The 16,247-nt window shown below is 32.4% G+C and carries 9 protein-coding genes, 1 tRNA gene and 1 pseudogene; 3 read left to right on the plus strand and 8 right to left on the minus strand.

Annotated elements, in window-relative coordinates:
* Positions 1-99: 99 nt before the first annotated feature.
* On the plus strand, positions 100-504 hold the full coding sequence (apaG, locus tag GOY13_RS00855) for a Co2+/Mg2+ efflux protein ApaG (RefSeq protein ID WP_175814409.1): 405 nt from the start codon (positions 100-102) through the stop codon (positions 502-504).
* Between the two features lie 1,728 nt (positions 505-2,232).
* Here apaG and trhO read toward each other — a convergent pair.
* The 4 genes and pseudogenes from trhO to GOY13_RS00875 form a co-directional block, all read right to left on the minus strand.
* Entirely contained in the window at positions 2,233-3,069 is an 837-nt protein-coding gene (gene trhO, locus GOY13_RS00860; RefSeq protein ID WP_175813976.1) for an oxygen-dependent tRNA uridine(34) hydroxylase TrhO, read from the minus strand.
* Positions 3,070-3,552: 483 nt separating this feature from the next.
* Positions 3,553-5,899, minus strand: a pseudogene (topA, locus tag GOY13_RS00865) (type I DNA topoisomerase).
* Positions 5,900-6,806: 907 nt separating this feature from the next.
* On the minus strand, positions 6,807-8,525 hold the full coding sequence (locus GOY13_RS00870) for a monovalent cation:proton antiporter-2 (CPA2) family protein (RefSeq protein ID WP_175813978.1): 1,719 nt from the start codon (positions 8,523-8,525) through the stop codon (positions 6,807-6,809).
* A 6-nt stretch (positions 8,526-8,531) separates the two neighbouring features.
* Positions 8,532-9,104 carry a thioredoxin family protein gene (locus GOY13_RS00875; RefSeq protein WP_175813979.1) on the minus strand — a complete coding sequence of 191 codons (573 nt, stop codon included), beginning with the start codon at positions 9,102-9,104 and terminating at the stop codon, positions 8,532-8,534.
* 112 nt (positions 9,105-9,216) lie between these two features.
* On the opposite strand from GOY13_RS00875, the gene tmk reads away from it, so the two are divergent.
* Positions 9,217-9,840: a dTMP kinase gene (gene tmk, locus GOY13_RS00880; RefSeq protein WP_175814410.1), complete on the plus strand. Its 624-nt coding sequence runs from the start codon at positions 9,217-9,219 to the stop codon at positions 9,838-9,840.
* Between the two features lie 26 nt (positions 9,841-9,866).
* Here tmk and GOY13_RS00885 read toward each other — a convergent pair.
* Together GOY13_RS00885 and mnmE are read right to left on the minus strand one after the other, a co-directional pair.
* A tRNA-Ser gene (locus GOY13_RS00885) sits at positions 9,867-9,956 on the minus strand.
* A 47-nt stretch (positions 9,957-10,003) separates the two neighbouring features.
* Positions 10,004-11,365 carry a tRNA uridine-5-carboxymethylaminomethyl(34) synthesis GTPase MnmE gene (gene mnmE, locus GOY13_RS00890; RefSeq protein WP_175813980.1) on the minus strand — a complete coding sequence of 454 codons (1,362 nt, stop codon included), beginning with the start codon at positions 11,363-11,365 and terminating at the stop codon, positions 10,004-10,006.
* A 221-nt stretch (positions 11,366-11,586) separates the two neighbouring features.
* Here mnmE and GOY13_RS00895 point away from each other — a divergent pair, with 221 nt between their 5' ends.
* A complete protein-coding gene (locus GOY13_RS00895; RefSeq protein WP_175813981.1) occupies positions 11,587-12,738 on the plus strand; it encodes a SurA N-terminal domain-containing protein in 1,152 nt (383 codons plus the stop codon).
* 51 nt (positions 12,739-12,789) lie between these two features.
* On the opposite strand, the gene petA is transcribed toward GOY13_RS00895, so the two are convergent.
* Positions 12,790-13,389: a ubiquinol-cytochrome c reductase iron-sulfur subunit gene (petA, locus tag GOY13_RS00900; RefSeq protein WP_175814411.1), complete on the minus strand. Its 600-nt coding sequence runs from the start codon at positions 13,387-13,389 to the stop codon at positions 12,790-12,792.
* Between the two features lie 92 nt (positions 13,390-13,481).
* Entirely contained in the window at positions 13,482-16,184 is a 2,703-nt protein-coding gene (gene gyrA, locus GOY13_RS00905; RefSeq protein WP_175813982.1) for a DNA gyrase subunit A, read from the minus strand.
* Positions 16,185-16,247 lie beyond the last annotated feature (63 nt).

The following is a 16,247-nucleotide window of genomic DNA, read 5'->3' on the forward strand; positions in this document are numbered from 1 at the left end:
GTTATGTTCATTTATCACTGATAATTAGAATACGACAATATACTTGAATAGTCCATAAGAATGGTATACAACTAAAGTGTTGTTTTCCTGTTTGCCATGATGACTCTAGAATATACACTCACTACTAACTCTGTTGAAGTAACAGTTCTACCAGTTTATATTGAAGAACAATCTATTCCTTATGAAAATTGCTATGTATGGGTGTATAATGTTAAGATAAAAAATAAAGGCTCATCGACTATTCAATTACTAAGTCGCCATTGGCAAATAATAGATTACAAGGGAAAGATAAATGAAATTGCAGGTATTGGAGTTATTGGCGAGCAACCTGTAATTAAGCCTGGAGAGGTATTTAAGTACACGAGCGGAACGTACTTAAATGCTCCATCTGGAGTAATGCAAGGCAAGTATGAGTTCTTAAACGAGGAAAACACGAAAACTTTTGAAGTTATGATACCACCTTTTTCTTTGGACAGCCCGTATACAAATATTAGGCCACATTAAGGCTAACAATTTTCTTAAAAGTATTTATTTTTACTTTCATCATCAAACTTAAACAAAACAGTTTTGGAAATTGAGCCTTCCTTCATTAAGGAAAATAGGACAGCTTCTATATAATGCTCATCTCTTATGAAGTAAGTGAGCAAAGATTTTGGTTATGCTATTTTTGATGAGAAGGACATGAATATTTAAGCATATGAAAATAGACTCGTAACCTACAGCGTGTGAGGTGTCCAGTCAATTTCATCTGATATTTTCTTATTCCTGATTTTATTGACTGAAAGGCATAACAAACAAAAGTGGAATAAGTACGAATGAATTAAAGTACAAATGTTTCCACTAAGCTGGTTTCTTTGGTGTATTTCTCTTGCTTTTATATTGTTTCATCAATAGTTATCAATGATATAATAAAAAGTAATTTTGTGGTACCCAAAATAGGCTGAGTATTTATTGTAGAAAAAATTGAAGGATAATACACTATGATTGATGCTCCTATAAATGTTATTATAACGAAAAACTTACTTTTTTGTGAGAAAATTTCAAGTCTTGATGTTGCAATGACTAGGTTGCTAACATTTTGACTGAGTGTACTAGTGTATAACTGTATGGTATAAGGTCAAAATCCTATCATCTAACTCGATGTTTTTTCATGTAAACCAGTAATTACTTTATTCCAATTAAAAGATTTTTCTTAAAAAACTTTATATTAGGTTTAAAGAATTCTAATCTATTGAAGTAAAAAAGCTATACTATGTATCTAGGAATTGATGTCATGAAAAAGTAAAGCAGACTTAAAAATTCTGTTTTCAAGAATAGAAAAAAACTTGGTTATCTAAGTCTACATTATTCAAAACATAAAAGATATGCTACCAGCCTATATCATCAAAACTAGTGTATTTGATATATTTTTATGTAGAAGTGTACTTTATATAGGTAAAGATTTAAATATGATTAAAAGAAAACACAATTTTTTAAGAAGAACAAACTTCCCACTTCCTAAATAGGGATGGGAATAACGTTATTACCTAGTAAAAATAGCATATAGAATAGTACAACATTAAAGAATATCTATAAATACCCTAAATTCTAGTGAGAACGGAAAAAGAAAATAATGCACATATCCATGCCATAGAAAATAGGTAATACAAGGTGCATATGGAGTACTCTAATAAATGTTATGTATAATTAGATATTGCTAGATAATAAAAAAAGAAGAATTTATGGTAATAAACTCCCTTAAATTGATTGAGTGATTTAGAAGATGATCTTAACCATGCTCTACAATGTCTAAATAATAGCACCACTGTTAACAGTAAAGATAGCAAGCACACTCACACCATTATAATTCTTTATCTCCTTTAGCAGAGAAACATTAATGAAGCTTCTTCAAAGTAAAGATGTTTTAATAAGATCAAAGAAAATAGAGAAGAAATCATGTCACACAATTTCTCCTCGCAGAGGAGCTAAAACTAATATAAAAAAATGATAATAAAAGACCTTTGTTAAGAAGAATGAAATAACTGGCTAGTTTAAAAATCTAACACTTAAGGGTTTTCTAATGTTAGAACCGTCTTCTTCTAAAACTCTTGCAGGAGTTTTTGATAGGTTTACAACTGAAGTTCTGTATCATTTTAGTATCAAGTAATATTGTTTATGAAAAATGCATTCTTCTTTTTGGAGCGCACTTACCATGACTTGAAGTTTGCTAAAAGAGATATAGAAAACATATCACTAATAGCACAGTTTTTTTTCCAATTTCTGAAGTTTACAATCAGAACAAACTACTTGACCACGTGAGACTAATTCCAGCTTGCTCATTGGAACTCGATTCGAGCAGGATATACACTCTATTTTGTCACTAGGAGTAAGTAGATTATTAACAGCAATTCTGTCATCAAAAACAAAACATTCGCCTTCCCAATTACCACTCCTATTATTGGTCTTCTCAAGATAAGAAAGAATACCACCCTTAAGATGGTACACATCGTTAAATCCAATACTTTTTACATAGGCTGTAGATTTTTCACATCTAACTCCGCCAGTACAATACATAGCTATTTTAAAGTCCTTATTATTTTTAAGGAAAGACTTTGCCCATTGAGGAAATTCACGAAAATATTGAGTGTTTGGGTTGATTGCATTCTTAAACTTACCTAGTTTTATTTCGTATTCATTCCGTATATCTATCACTAAAACATCAGGTTGAGAGATAAAATTATCCCAATGTTCCGGGTCAATATATTTACCTCGAAACGAAATATCAAGATCTCTTATTCCTAAGTTTACAATTTCTCTTTTTAATCTTACTTTCATCTTACTAAATGGCTGAAATCTTGCTGTGCTTTCTTTCCATACAAGATCTTTTAATCTGTAATCGGAACGTAAAAAGTCAAATACTCTATCAATCGCACCTCTCGCACCAGATACAGTCGCATTGATACCTTCTTCTGCAAGGAGCACAGTGCCTTTCAACTTAACATTATTGCAGACAGCTCCTATTGCATCTTTCATGTCATAGTAATTAGAGAGTTCTACAAATTGATAAAAGGTTGCAATTACAAAACTCATAACTATTAAACTATTAACTTAAAATATAATATACAAGATTACAAAAGTATTCAATAATATGATCCAGATATCTTCACCTTTTCATATAGTATTTTAATATTAAGCGTATACTAAACTCAACATCTCTAATGATGTTTAAAATATATTCTTATTCCTAAATAAGGACATTATTTATATGTCCTATGTTGTCATTAATATCAATTCTGCTTACAGAATCAGCAAATTCTAGTGTAGTAAAACAGTCATAGTCTACTGCCAGTACTGTTATTAAGATATTCTTTTAAGAGTGTATATAGGTTATAATATAACCTCTGATATTATTTAACATAACTTGCCCTAACGTGCTAATAATTAATGATTATTTCTTAATTATAAACCTAGATATATTGATATATTTTATTTATAAAAAACTATGATCTTATATTTTCTAAATATTCATTTTTCATTCCTAATGAAGTCTAAAGCCTTCTTCAGGTCTATATCCTAAATATCTGCATTCTGAATTAGAACTTCTCTCCCTTTTTCATTAAGTCAAAGAAATTTTTGGTTCTTTTTTTGGATTATTTTCGATAATTTGAACAGCTTCATTTAACTTAATTTCTAATACTTCTTTAAGTCTCTTTTTGAGAGGTAAATATTTACTATCATGGAAAATATAGTATCCAAATCTTCCAAGACCTATCTTTACTTTCTTTCCAGTCTTTGGGTGTTCTCCAATTACTTTTGGCAAAGAAAGTAACTGTACAGCAGTAATCAGATCAATATCATTGATATTCATGTCTTTTGGTATAGACCCTGTTTTTTTCTTTTCTGATTCGCTATTAAATTCTAAATAAAACCCAAAAGGACCTTTTTTGATCACTACTTCTTGTCCTGTTACATCATCTATACCCAAGCTTTTTGGATATTCTGATTTATCACTATTGCCAGTAACTCCTTTTGTATAATTGCATGCAGGATAATTAGAACATCCAAGAAATACACTTGCTTTTCCAAAGTTCAGCTTCAATATGCCTCCAGAACAATTAGGACATTTTTTACCTATTTCATTTTTCCTTTTTCCCGAACAAAACCAATCAACTGCAAAATCGTGAATACCATTGAAAATTTCATCATGCGTCATTTGTTTGACAGAGTTTACAAGATTGAAAAACGGCACCCAAAAATAGCTTAGCTCTTTTTTCCAATCTGCATGCCCGTTTGAGATCAGATCAAGCTTCTCTTCCATCTGAGCTGTAAAATCATATTCTATATAACGACGAAAGAAAGTTTCCAAAAATATGGTAACAATCTTACCACGACTGCTTGGAATAAATCTTTTATTGTTCAGTGTGACATACTCACGATTCTGCAATACTGAAATAATTATTGCATAAGTTGATGGACGTCCTATTCCTATTTCTTCCATTTTCTTTACTATACTTGCTTCACTATAACGTAGTGGAGGTTGAGTAAAATGTTGTTTTTGGTCAACAGAAATGATCTTGCATATCTCACCCTCTTTCATGGTAGGAAGAAGGATTTCATCCTTATTACCTGTATTATCTTGATAAACTTTATAGAAACCATCAAAAAATATACTCGAGCCACTTGCTCGTAGAATTATCTTCTGATCAATAGAGCTAATCTCAACTGCTACCTGGTCAAGTATAACTGATTCCATCTGACTTGTGATGGTTCTTTTCCATATTAAATCGTACAATTTAAATTGATCTGGCGTTAGGTAGCTCTTAATGCTATCTGGAGTCCTATTTATATCAGTTGGACGGATTGCTTCATGTGCTTCCTGAGCATTTTTGACTTTTTTTACATATTGACGGGGAAGTTTTGGTAAATATTTATCACCATGCAGTGATTTAATCAGCTTTCTGATTGAATTTATAGCCTCGCTTTCAATATGGAATCCATCCGTACGCATATAAGTTATTAGTCCAACAGTCTCACCACCAATATCAATGCCTTCATATAAGTTTTGCGCTATGCGCATAACATTTTTCACATTAAAATGCAACTTATTTACTGCATCTTGCTGAAGACTTGAAGTAATAAACGGAGGAAGTGGATTTCTCTTAACTTGCTTCCGCTCTACTGTACTTATGACATATTGTCTTGACTCAACCTCCTTCGCTAAGTTTTCTGCTTTTTCTTGATTCTTAATATCAAATTTTTCTAATTTCTTATTGTTATAGTAGCTTAGCACAGCAAAGAACTTCTTATTTTTACTGTTTTGTATTTCTGCTGTTATGTCCCAGTACTCTTGTGATATAAATTTGTTGATTTCATCTTCACGTTCGCATATAAGCTTGAGCGCAACTGATTGTACTCTCCCTGCAGATTTACTTCCAGATAGTTTCTTCCACAGTAGTGGTGATAAATTAAATCCAACCAGATAATCTAAGGCTCTACGTGCCTGCTGTGCACACACTAAGTCCATATTTATTTTACGTGGATTCTTGATTGCCTCTTGTACTGCTTTTTTTGTTATCTCATTGAGGATTAATCTATGAATGTTGCTTTTATCATTAATTGCTTTCCTTTCCTTTAGTACTTCTACCACATTCCAAGCTATTGCTTCTCCTTCTCTATCTGGATCTGTTACAAGGTATATATCAGATGTCTTACTCGCTTTTTTGACTAATTCTTTTACATGTTTTTCTGCTTTTTTAATAATCTCATACTTTATAGTGAAATTGTTATCTGGGTCTACAGAACCGTTCTTCACTGGCAGATCTCTTACATGTCCAAATGATGCAGCTACTTCAAACTCTTTACTCAGGTACTTACCTATCGTTTTTGCTTTTGCAGGTGACTCGACTATTAATAATGCCATACTATTTACATTAGTATCCTTTAGTATTTAAAGATAATATGTTGAGAAATATGTGGTGAAAAGTAAAAAGTATTTAATTTTTATTCTGAATTCACATAGTAAGTTGTTAACTGTTACTAAAATCTTGAATATTTTGGCTTTCAAATATCTTTAAAAGCTCATTGCAATAATGCTTACCTTGAGGCAAGTGAAAAATTTATTTCAACTTTCTGTTATAGCTGCTAACATTTCTAGGAAGCCTTTATGCATATTTATTTAACTAAAAATTGTGTCATTATTATTAATCTAGTCATAGAGAATCTTTTCCCTGACATTTTGCAAGTAAAACCTTCGCTTATAGGAATATAAGCCATTAAGATCTAAAATATCTAAATGAAATCTAGTAACTAGATCACTTAGGTATTTAAGGTTTGCTAATCTGACATAGCTAAAACTTCTAATTTTTATTACTAGCATGCCTTCTGACAAATTGGAAAGGAGATTCGTTTTAGTGTAGTAAAGTTAATTTCTATGCTGATTAGATAATATATTTACTGACAGTCAAGTTTTTAGTACAAGTATTAGCTAATTCATGGTACTACTTTTCACTCAATTTGAAAGTTATTTCAGCAGTTCTTTTAAAGAATTTAATAAATAAAAGTGGAAAAAACACAAATAACGTTTGTTTTCAACCATGGTATCAGGGCTACCTGAAATACTACTCAAGTATATTTAGCTTATAGTTGTGTAAAAAACCTAGAATTCTACGAATGATAAGATGCTAGTTACGTAATACCTTTATCATTATCATTTGACATGCATAATTGAAGCAGACTAAATGCATTACCATTGATGCTTAAATAGCAGTACAGCTAATTCTGAGATTTATCTAATTATAAAATAAAATAATAGAAGAGTTATAGGAACTTCACTCATCCGTGTCACCACTAATATCTTTTATCATACTATAATTACCTTTCCTAAACCTACTTTTTAAAGATGCAACTCCACTTTCACTAATTCCACTTAAGCTCAATGCTGCACCACCTAATTGCAGTCCCATTTCAGATGTTTCAGGGATAATTTTACTAGCTCCTAAGTCTCTATAAACTTCTACATTACTCAAATCTGGTAAGCGTATTATAATACTTACGTGTGAGAAGTTTGTTGCAACTAAAGAGATTATTTTCTTTATGGTTACTTCGTTCTTTATTGAGATTACAAGAGCCTGAGCTCTTTCTATTCCTACTGACTTTAAAATTTCATACCTTGTGGCATCACCAAGGTATATAGGAAAGCTATCGCTTTTTCCTTCTTTAACTATTTTTGATTGAATATCTACAACAACATAGCTTAAGTGTTCTGCAGTAAGCATTTTTGTTACCATGTATCCTACTCTGCCAAATCCGACAACTATTACATGGTTATAAAGGTCTTGTGTATCCGTTTCAACTGCTTCATCATCTAGTATTAATTTTTCAGTGCTAAATAAATTTGCTATCCACTCTCCAAGCCCTGACAAAAGAGGGGTAAAGGCCATAGTTACTGTAGTTACCATCATGAGTACCTGCGCAACTTCACTTGGTAGCACACCTAGCTCATCTGCTAAGCGGAATAAAATAAATGCAAATTCACTTCCTTGTGCAAGCAATAAGCCAGCTTGTATGGCAGGTGCACTCCTGAATCTAAAGAACCGACACAGTACGTATATTATAGATGTTTTTGAAATAATGAGTGTAACTGACAGCAAAGTGATCAGTGGTAATTTGCTAAGTAAAAGATCAATGTTGATAGACATACCGACAGTCATAAAAAATAAGCCAAGAAATAGGTCTTTAAATGGTAGCACTGCATGTTCTACTGAGTGTCTATGTTCTGTTTCTGCAACTAACAACCCAGCAACAAATGCGCCAAGTGCCATTGATAAGTGAAATTGCTCAGTAATAAATGCTGCTCCTAGTATTATTAAGAGTGTTGTCGATATGAAGACTTCGTTGCTTTCCATTTTAGCAATAATTGAAAATAACGGTCTGAGCAATAACCTACCAGTGATAAATATCAGTACTAACGCAATAGCTGCTTGTATTAGTGAATCTACTAGGGAATTTATCAAGCTATTTCCAGAATTATTAGTAAGTAATGGCACTAATACTATCAGTGGCACTACTGCGAAATCTTGCATTAGTAGTACTGCTATTGATAACCTGCCGACTTGGCTTGCTTGAGAACCTTTTTCCTGTAGAACCTGTAACACTATCGCTGTTGAGGATAATGCAAGCCCACCACCAATAACTGCTGCCATGTTTGTATTTACCCCAAAAGCAAGAGCAATGCACCATATTGTTACCATAGTCACTATGACTTGCAGAGATCCAAATCCAAATACATGAATACGCATAGCAATGAGACGTTCGAATGTCAATTCCAGGCCTATGATGAATAGTAAAAAAACTACACCAAATTCTGCAAAATTATCCATTGCCTTAGCTGAATGTATTAGATTGAATCCATGTGAACCAATCAACGCACCTGCAACAAAATAACCAAGTACTGGGCTGATATTCATTTTCCAAAATGCTGTGACTATAAATACAGCAGCAGAAAGTAGAATTATAATATCAAATAAATACTGAGAATTGCCATGCATGGGATTTTAACTAATAGGATTGAACCATTTAATTGAACACCCAATACTTGATTTTTGGTTATCTGGAGATTTGCCAGTTTCTGCAATAAATTTCATAGCTTTGAATAAATCACTACTCCCTATTTTATAGTTTTGAGATTTTTCTTTTTTTACATCGTAAAAACGTCCTCGATAGCAAAGATTTAAATCAGCATTAAAACCAAAGAAATCAGGAGTACAAATAGCTTCATACTCCCTTGCTACTTTTTGTGTACTGTCAATCAAGTATGGAAATGAAAATTTGTTTTTCTTAGCAAAATTAATCATGTTTTTAAAAGAGTCCTCTGGATATTGACTTACATCATTTGGCATCACTGCAACTGTGTTAACTTGGTAATCTTTTTCCAATAAATCAATATCGCTTACTAGGTTGCTAATAATCGATTTAACGTAAGGGCAGTGGTTACATATAAACATTACAATAAGACCATTTTTCCCGCGACAATCATTTAACGTGTAGTATTTGTTATTTACTCCCAAAAGATTAAAATCCTTTGCAGTAAAGCCTAAATTTACCTTAGGGGTATTCAGTGCAATCATGGCCTAAAAAGAGGAATATATCATATATAGTTTATGATTCTGTTGCTTAAATGTCAAATGATTCATATACATGATGACTGCAATATTTTTTATTATTTCAATTTTAGAACTCATGTTTATAACATTTGAAGGAGTGGATGGTTCTGGTAAAACGACTCAGTCTAAGTTGCTTGCAAATCATCTTAAGAAAATTCACGGTGAAAATTATGTTATATTAACAAGAGAGCCAGGTGGGACTGACTGTGCAGAAAAGGTAAGAATGATCCTTTTAAAGGATAACATTGATCCTATCTCTGAACTTCTGCTATTTGTTTCAATGAGGCATGAGCATATGAAAAAAATAATATTGCCAGCTATAAGAGAAGGGAAAATAGTGATTTGTGACCGGTTTATTGACTCAACAGTTGCTTATCAAGGGTATGGACTAGGCATTGACTTAAAACTGATAGAAGATCTTCATGAATTGGCAAAAATTAAATACCCGGATATCACTTTTATTTTAGATATTGATGTAAAAGTAGGATTAGGCAGAGCAAAAGGGAAAAATAAATATGAAGAGATGGGGATCTGTTTCTATAATAAAGTTAGAAAAGGGTTTCAGGAAATAGCATTAAAAAAACTTAGTAGGTGTCATATCATCACTCAAATTGAAGACAAAGATACTTATCAAGTATATAGCGAAGTCTATAATAAAGTCATTATTTCAGGAATTAGCTTTTTTAAAAGCAGAGCCTAATTTTTATAAGTGAGCAAAGCTATATGCGGACGGAATGGGATTTGAACCCATGGTATGCTCTTATTACATACGTCAGTTTTCAAGACTGGTGCCTTAAACCACTCGGCCATCCGTCCACCTTTTTTTTACCACATTGTTCGATTTTAAGCAATCTATAAAAATTTTACTTACCTACGCAAAAGTTATTAAATATATTGCTCAATATTTCTTCAGTATTAATAGTTCCTGTTATTTCGCTAAGTTCTGATGCAGCGAGTCTTAAATCTTCAGATATCATCTCAATTGGGTTATCTATACTGAAGCGTTGCAAATGTTCCATAGCTCTCTGCATGCAATTTCTATGTCTTTGTCTTGTAATTACAGGCATATCTCTATCGTAGCCAAATTTTTTCTCTACTTTTTCTTTAATTACAGAAATAAGCCTCTCTGTACCTGTTCTTTTAAAAATGGAAATAGGTAAAAAATCTATATCGTTGATCCTTATATCAGAATCATCTACAATATTGTCAGCTTTGCTTAGTACATAAATAGTATCTTGACTTTGTTCCATAAGTGAAATTGATTCTGAAATATGTTTTTTAGTTTTAGTTTGTGTAATAGCAGAACTATATGAGAATAGCTCTATTTTTAGATCTGCTTCACAAGACCTTTTTTTTGCTCGAATTATACTTTCCAATTCTATTGGATCTGAACTTTCACGAACTCCAGCAGTATCAGAAAGGATGATCGGGTATCCACCAATGTCAATATGGGCTTCAAGTACATCTCTTGTTGTGCCTGCATATTTAGAAACAATAGCAATGTCGCGTTTGGCAAGGAAGTTAAATAACGTTGATTTTCCAACATTTGGTTTGCCAGTTATTACAATATGTAACCCTTCTCGCAATCTTTCGCCACGCCTGTTATCATTTAAATGCAATTGTATTGACTGCATAAGAGCCTGCACCTCATTATTGACTTTTTCTAGTTCATTACTTTCTATTATAATATCTTCTGGAAAGTTTATATATGCTTCGATTTTGGATTGCATAATTATTAATCTCTGCTTCCAACTATTAGAAAGCTTTTCTAATTCTCCTGAAACCTGCCTAATTGCTTGTCTAGCTTGTGTTTTTGTTTCAGCATTAATTAGATCTGCGATTCCTTCTGTTTTAGTTAAATCAAACTTGTGATTTAGAAAAGCTCTAAGTGAAAACTCTCCAGGTTTCGCCATAACAAAAATTTTTGATAACTCTTCTAAGATGATTTTTATAATTGCTTTGCTTCCATGTACTTGTAACTCTATGATATCCTCACCAGTGAAGCTGCTTGGGGCCGGAAAATGAATGATTATTCCATTGTCAATCAATTGGCCTGAATCATCATATAGATCAACTAAAGTAGCGAATCTTGGCTTGATATTTTTCTTAATATGAAAATGGCTTAAAGCTTTAAGTGCATGGTTACCTGAAATTCTGATTACTGCAATACCTGACTTACCAAACACTGTTGATAAAGCGAAAATGGTTTCGTTTCTGCTTGTCATATATAAGTTAGTTCATTTTTATGAATATTATACATGAGAAATACAAATGCTTAATTTTGGAATACTTGAAATTCTTTGCTTGTTAATTTGTACTAATGTAACTTTGTGAAATTAATAAACTGGAATATTTATGAATTATTATAAAAATTAAGAATTACCACTGGCTGGTAGTAACTCAATATTTATTGTAGAATTTGTTGTTAACTGGATAATATCTCTTAATGCATAAAATATTAATCTTATTATTGATAATATTACCAATTAGTTTGCCTGCAGTTGAGATTGAAATTATTGCAGATGTAAATGGTGAGCCGATTTCAAGCTTGGATATTGAAAAACGTGTTAACTTAATAAATTCATTGTTTGGTGTTATGGATGGGAGAGAGTTAAGGATTCAAATTCTTAGACAGTTAATGGATGAAATTATCATTGTGGATGAGGCGCAAAGGTTAAATATAAAATTGAATAGTGAAGAGTTAAATAACGCTACCATATTGTTTTTAACTCAAAGCTTAAAAATTGAAAATGATGAAGTCGAGCAATACGTAAGGAAATACAATATAGATCTTGTTCTTTTAAAGAGACAGTTAGAGTGTCAACTATTGTGGAACAAAATTATTGAAACAAGAGTCATACCGTTTATCAATATATGCAACAAAGAAGTAAGAGATGTGAAGGAGCAAATGGAAAAACCTAATTATCTTATTATATTCCAAGAATTTACAATCCCTATCCGGAAAGATGAGAATTTTTATGATACTGCTAAAGATTTAGTGGAGAAGTTACGCAACGGTGATGTCAATTTTATTCTAGAGTCTCCGATAAAAATGCGTAAAATGACAGTTAATTTAAATCAGCTAAAAAGCAATCTCAGAAGCATTCTAGAAAGATTAGAAATTAATGATATAACAGGTCCAGTCAATATAAGTGAAGGCTATTATTCTGTTATAAAAGTGATAGATAAAATAAAACTTGATTATGCACTATTGGAAAGTACTTTAGAAGTAAAACATATTATGGTTAGAGATTCAGAAAGTTTGTTGGATAATCTTAAGAAACAAAAGGTAAACTGTTTAAATTTTGATAAATTAGCAGATAGTCTTAATCTGCCAAATTCAAAGCAATTTGAAGTGAAAATGCGTAGTTTAAATCCTGATTTACAGGCTTTATTTAGTAAAACTGATATAGGTAGAATAGTGCGGTTTAGAGAAAACGGTACTACAAGGTTAATGATGTTATGTGGTATTAGAAATAATGTTGTAGATATAGAAAAAGTCAAACAACAGGTATATCAAAAGAAAGTTATGGCACAAGGCAACTTGTTGCTAGAGACTATTCGTAAAAATGCAGCTATCAGTTACAGATATGGATAGTAGAATAGAAATTTCAAAGGTTGAAGTATAAATTTGCTGTTGGCATATGAGCTAAGCCTTCTTACCAATTACTACAACATTTTCACTTGGAAAGAAATAATTTGGTATAGCCATGTTTTTTGGTGCAGGTCCTCCAATCACTCGTCCTGATGTGTCATAGTATGAACCATGGCAAGGACAGAACCAGCCATTGCCATCTTTTGTAGGGTGATTGATTGGTACACATCCAAGATGAGTGCATATCCCTATCATGATTAACCATTCGTTTTTCCCCTTGTGTACCCTTTGCTCATCTGACTCAGGGTCTCTTAGATTTTCTATATCTACGGCTCTTGCAGCTTCAATCTCCTGCTTTGTACGTCTACGAATGAATATTGGTTTACCTTGCCATTTTACTTTCTTTTCTTGACCTTCTTGAATATCAGATAGATTAACTTCAACTGCATAGGTTGCTAAAACTTCAGCGGAAGGGCTCATAGACTTAATAAGTGGCCAAAATCCACTTATAGCTCCTATGCTTGCCATAGCGCATGTGGTTAATGTTATGAAATCTCTTCTGCTCTTATTTTTAGCAGAGTCTTTAACAGAAAGTATTTTTTTGCTTTCCTTACTTACTTGTAATTTTTTACTTTTAGTTAGTTTCTTATCCATCAATCTGTACTTAACTACATGTTTACATTTTAATCTAAATACCATAGATCAATCAATAAAAAGTTGTACTTTTGCTTTTAGCTATACTGTATCTAAGAAAAAATAGAACCTTCAATCTCGGAAATACTATTTTCAGTAGAGCTGTGATCTTCAATTTTTGCTACTGATACTACCTTTTCTTTGTTCTCTGTTTTAAATAGAGTAACTCCCTTGGTGCTACGTCCTGCAACTCTAATTTCATTCACTGAAATACGAATTAATTTCCCTTTGTCTGTGATAAGCATTATATTATCATCATGCTCAACTGGGAAGCTAGCAATAACATTACCGTTTCTGTTAGTAGTAAGAATATCAGTAATACCAAAACCTCCTCTGTTGGTTACTCTATACTCATACGCTGATGTTCTTTTGCCAAAACCATTTTCTGTAATAGTTAGTATGAACTCTTCATTAGTTGCTAACTTTAAGAATAATTCATTGCCTATTTCTAAGTCTTTCAGAGTTTTTTCTAATTTGGAACTAATAGAGTTACTGATCGCAGCTTCTAGCCTTTTTGTGAGTGGAACTTTTAAATAAAGTTCTTTTGTTTCTGTTGCTATTTCTATACCATTTAGTATGGTCATGGATATCACACTGTCATGTTTTGCAAGTTTTATGCCTCTTACACCATCTGAGTTTCTACCTTTAAATTGACGTACATCACTTATAACGAATCTAATACCTTTTCCAAACATTGTTGAAAGTAAAACATGATCAGTTTCATTACATACTTTGACCGATATTAATTTATCTCCTTCATCCAGCTTTATTGCTATTTTCCCATTACTAGGAATGTAGTGAAAATCTGCTAAAGAGTTACGCCTTATATTTCCATGAGCAGTAGCAAAAACTATATTCTGATTTTCATCACTCTCGCCTGGCAGCGGCATTATATTTGTTATTGTTTCACTATTAGTGAGAGGGAATATATTAACAAGTGCCCTTCCACGTGCAGTTGGCTCTGCAAGTGGTAATTTATAAACTTTTAGCCTATAAACCCTACCAATATTAGAAAAAAATAAAAGGCTGGTATGGGTATTTCCAACAAATAATTTTGTAGTTACATCCTCTTCTTTTAATCCTTGTCCTACTTTCCCTTTCCCACCGCGGCGCTGAGTTTTGTAGTGAGAGAGCTTTACACGCTTGATGTAACCATTCATAGTTACAGTTACTACCATGTCCTCTTGTGGAATAAGATCTTCAGCTTCAATATCTGAACCTGATTCTTCTATTGAAGTTTTTCGTGACACTGCAAATCTATTCTTTATCTCTTGTAGATTATCTTTTATCTCTTTCATCAATTTTTCTTCTGATCCAAGGAAAGCAACGTATTCCTTCATCAAATTTACCATTGAATTTAACTCAGTTTTTAATTTATTTCTCTCAAGGCCTGTCAAACGTTGCAATTTCATATCAAGGATAGCTTTTACCTGTAGCAAAGTTAGTCTATATACTCCATTTTTTAAAAATCTTATGCTATCTGAAATTATCTCAATAATTGAGCTTACTTCAGCTGAAGTTTTCCATTCCTTATTCGAAAGCTCTTCACTTGCTTCTTCAGGATTTTTTGTACTGCGAATAATTTTTATTACTTCATCTATGTTCAAGGATGCAATATAGAGTCCTATGTGTATATGAGCTTTTTCTCTAATTTTTCTTAGGCGGAATTCTGTTCTCCTAGTTAATGCTTCTTTTCTAAAATCAATAAAAGCTGCTATGATTTCTTTTAATGACATTAAAGTAGGTCTATTGTTATTGAGGACTAGTGTGTTAACACTAAAGCTGCTTCTTAGAGGAGTAAGACCAAATACTTGATTTAGTACAAAGTCTACTATAGTATTTTTCTTCAGATCAATTACTACTCTTATGCCAGTTTTATCAGACTCATCCCTGATTCCTATTATACCATCGATTTTCTTTTCTTTTACAAGCTCATCTATTTTCTCAATTAGTTTTACTTTATTTACTTGATAAGGTATTTCATCAATAACTATTGCTTGTCTATCTTGCTGTAGATCTTCTATATGTGTTTTGCCTTGTACTGCAATTGATCCACGACCTGTGGCAAATGCTGACCTTATTCCAGATTTTCCAAGAATTGTTCCTCCAGTTGGGAAATCTGGCCCTGGTATTACTTCAAGCAGATCATCTAGAGTGATTTTAGGATTATCTATATATAACATACATGCATCAATTACTTCGCCAAGATTGTGAGAAGGAATGTTAGTTGCCATGCCAACTGCAACTCCACTAGCACCGTTTACCAAAAGGTTGGGAAACTCTGCAGGCAGTACAACAGGCTCTGTTTCACTTCCATCATAATTTAGTCTAAAGTCAACTATATCCTCATCAATATCATTTAATAGGAAATGTGATATTTTATGAAGTCTTACTTCTGTATATCGCATCGAAGCTGGTGGATCCCCGTCCACCGAGCCAAAGTTACCTTGTCCATCAATAAGTGGTAAAAGTAAAGAAAAATCTTGAGCCATTCTGACTAAAGAGTCATAAATAGCCATATCACCATGTGGGTGGTATTTTCCCATTACATCTCCAACTATACGAGCGGCTTTCTTATATGGTTTACCAGAGTCGTATCCAGCTCTTGACATTGCATATAATATGCGCCTATGGACTGGTTTAAAACCATCACGCACGTCAGGTATAGCCCTGCTTATAATCACACTCATTGCATAGGAGAGATAAGAATTTTCTAGCTCTTTTGCTATTGAAACTGGTACTATATTGTTTTGCATTTTTTGTATTTTAATTAGAGTAGTCTTAAATATTAACATCTAGTTAAACAAATGGTCAACTAG

This window comes from Wolbachia endosymbiont of Cruorifilaria tuberocauda, assembly GCF_013365475.1.
Lineage (GTDB): Bacteria > Pseudomonadota > Alphaproteobacteria > Rickettsiales > Anaplasmataceae > Wolbachia.

Bases quoted from the DNA above. Each gene is read 5' to 3' on its own strand.
- petA (WP_175814411.1), bottom strand. From the start codon at position 13,389: ATGGATAAGAAACTAACTAAAAGTAAAAAATTACAAGTAAGTAAGGAA.
- tmk (WP_175814410.1), top strand. From the start codon at position 9,217: ATGTTTATAACATTTGAAGGAGTGGATGGTTCTGGTAAAACGACTCAG.
- mnmE (WP_175813980.1), bottom strand. From the start codon at position 11,365: ATGACAAGCAGAAACGAAACCATTTTCGCTTTATCAACAGTGTTTGGT.
- apaG (WP_175814409.1), top strand. From the start codon at position 100: ATGACTCTAGAATATACACTCACTACTAACTCTGTTGAAGTAACAGTT.
- GOY13_RS00870 (WP_175813978.1), bottom strand. From the start codon at position 8,525: ATGCATGGCAATTCTCAGTATTTATTTGATATTATAATTCTACTTTCT.
- GOY13_RS00895 (WP_175813981.1), top strand. From the start codon at position 11,587: ATGCATAAAATATTAATCTTATTATTGATAATATTACCAATTAGTTTG.
- gyrA (WP_175813982.1), bottom strand. From the start codon at position 16,184: ATGCAAAACAATATAGTACCAGTTTCAATAGCAAAAGAGCTAGAAAAT.
- GOY13_RS00875 (WP_175813979.1), bottom strand. From the start codon at position 9,104: ATGATTGCACTGAATACCCCTAAGGTAAATTTAGGCTTTACTGCAAAG.
- trhO (WP_175813976.1), bottom strand. From the start codon at position 3,069: ATGAGTTTTGTAATTGCAACCTTTTATCAATTTGTAGAACTCTCTAAT.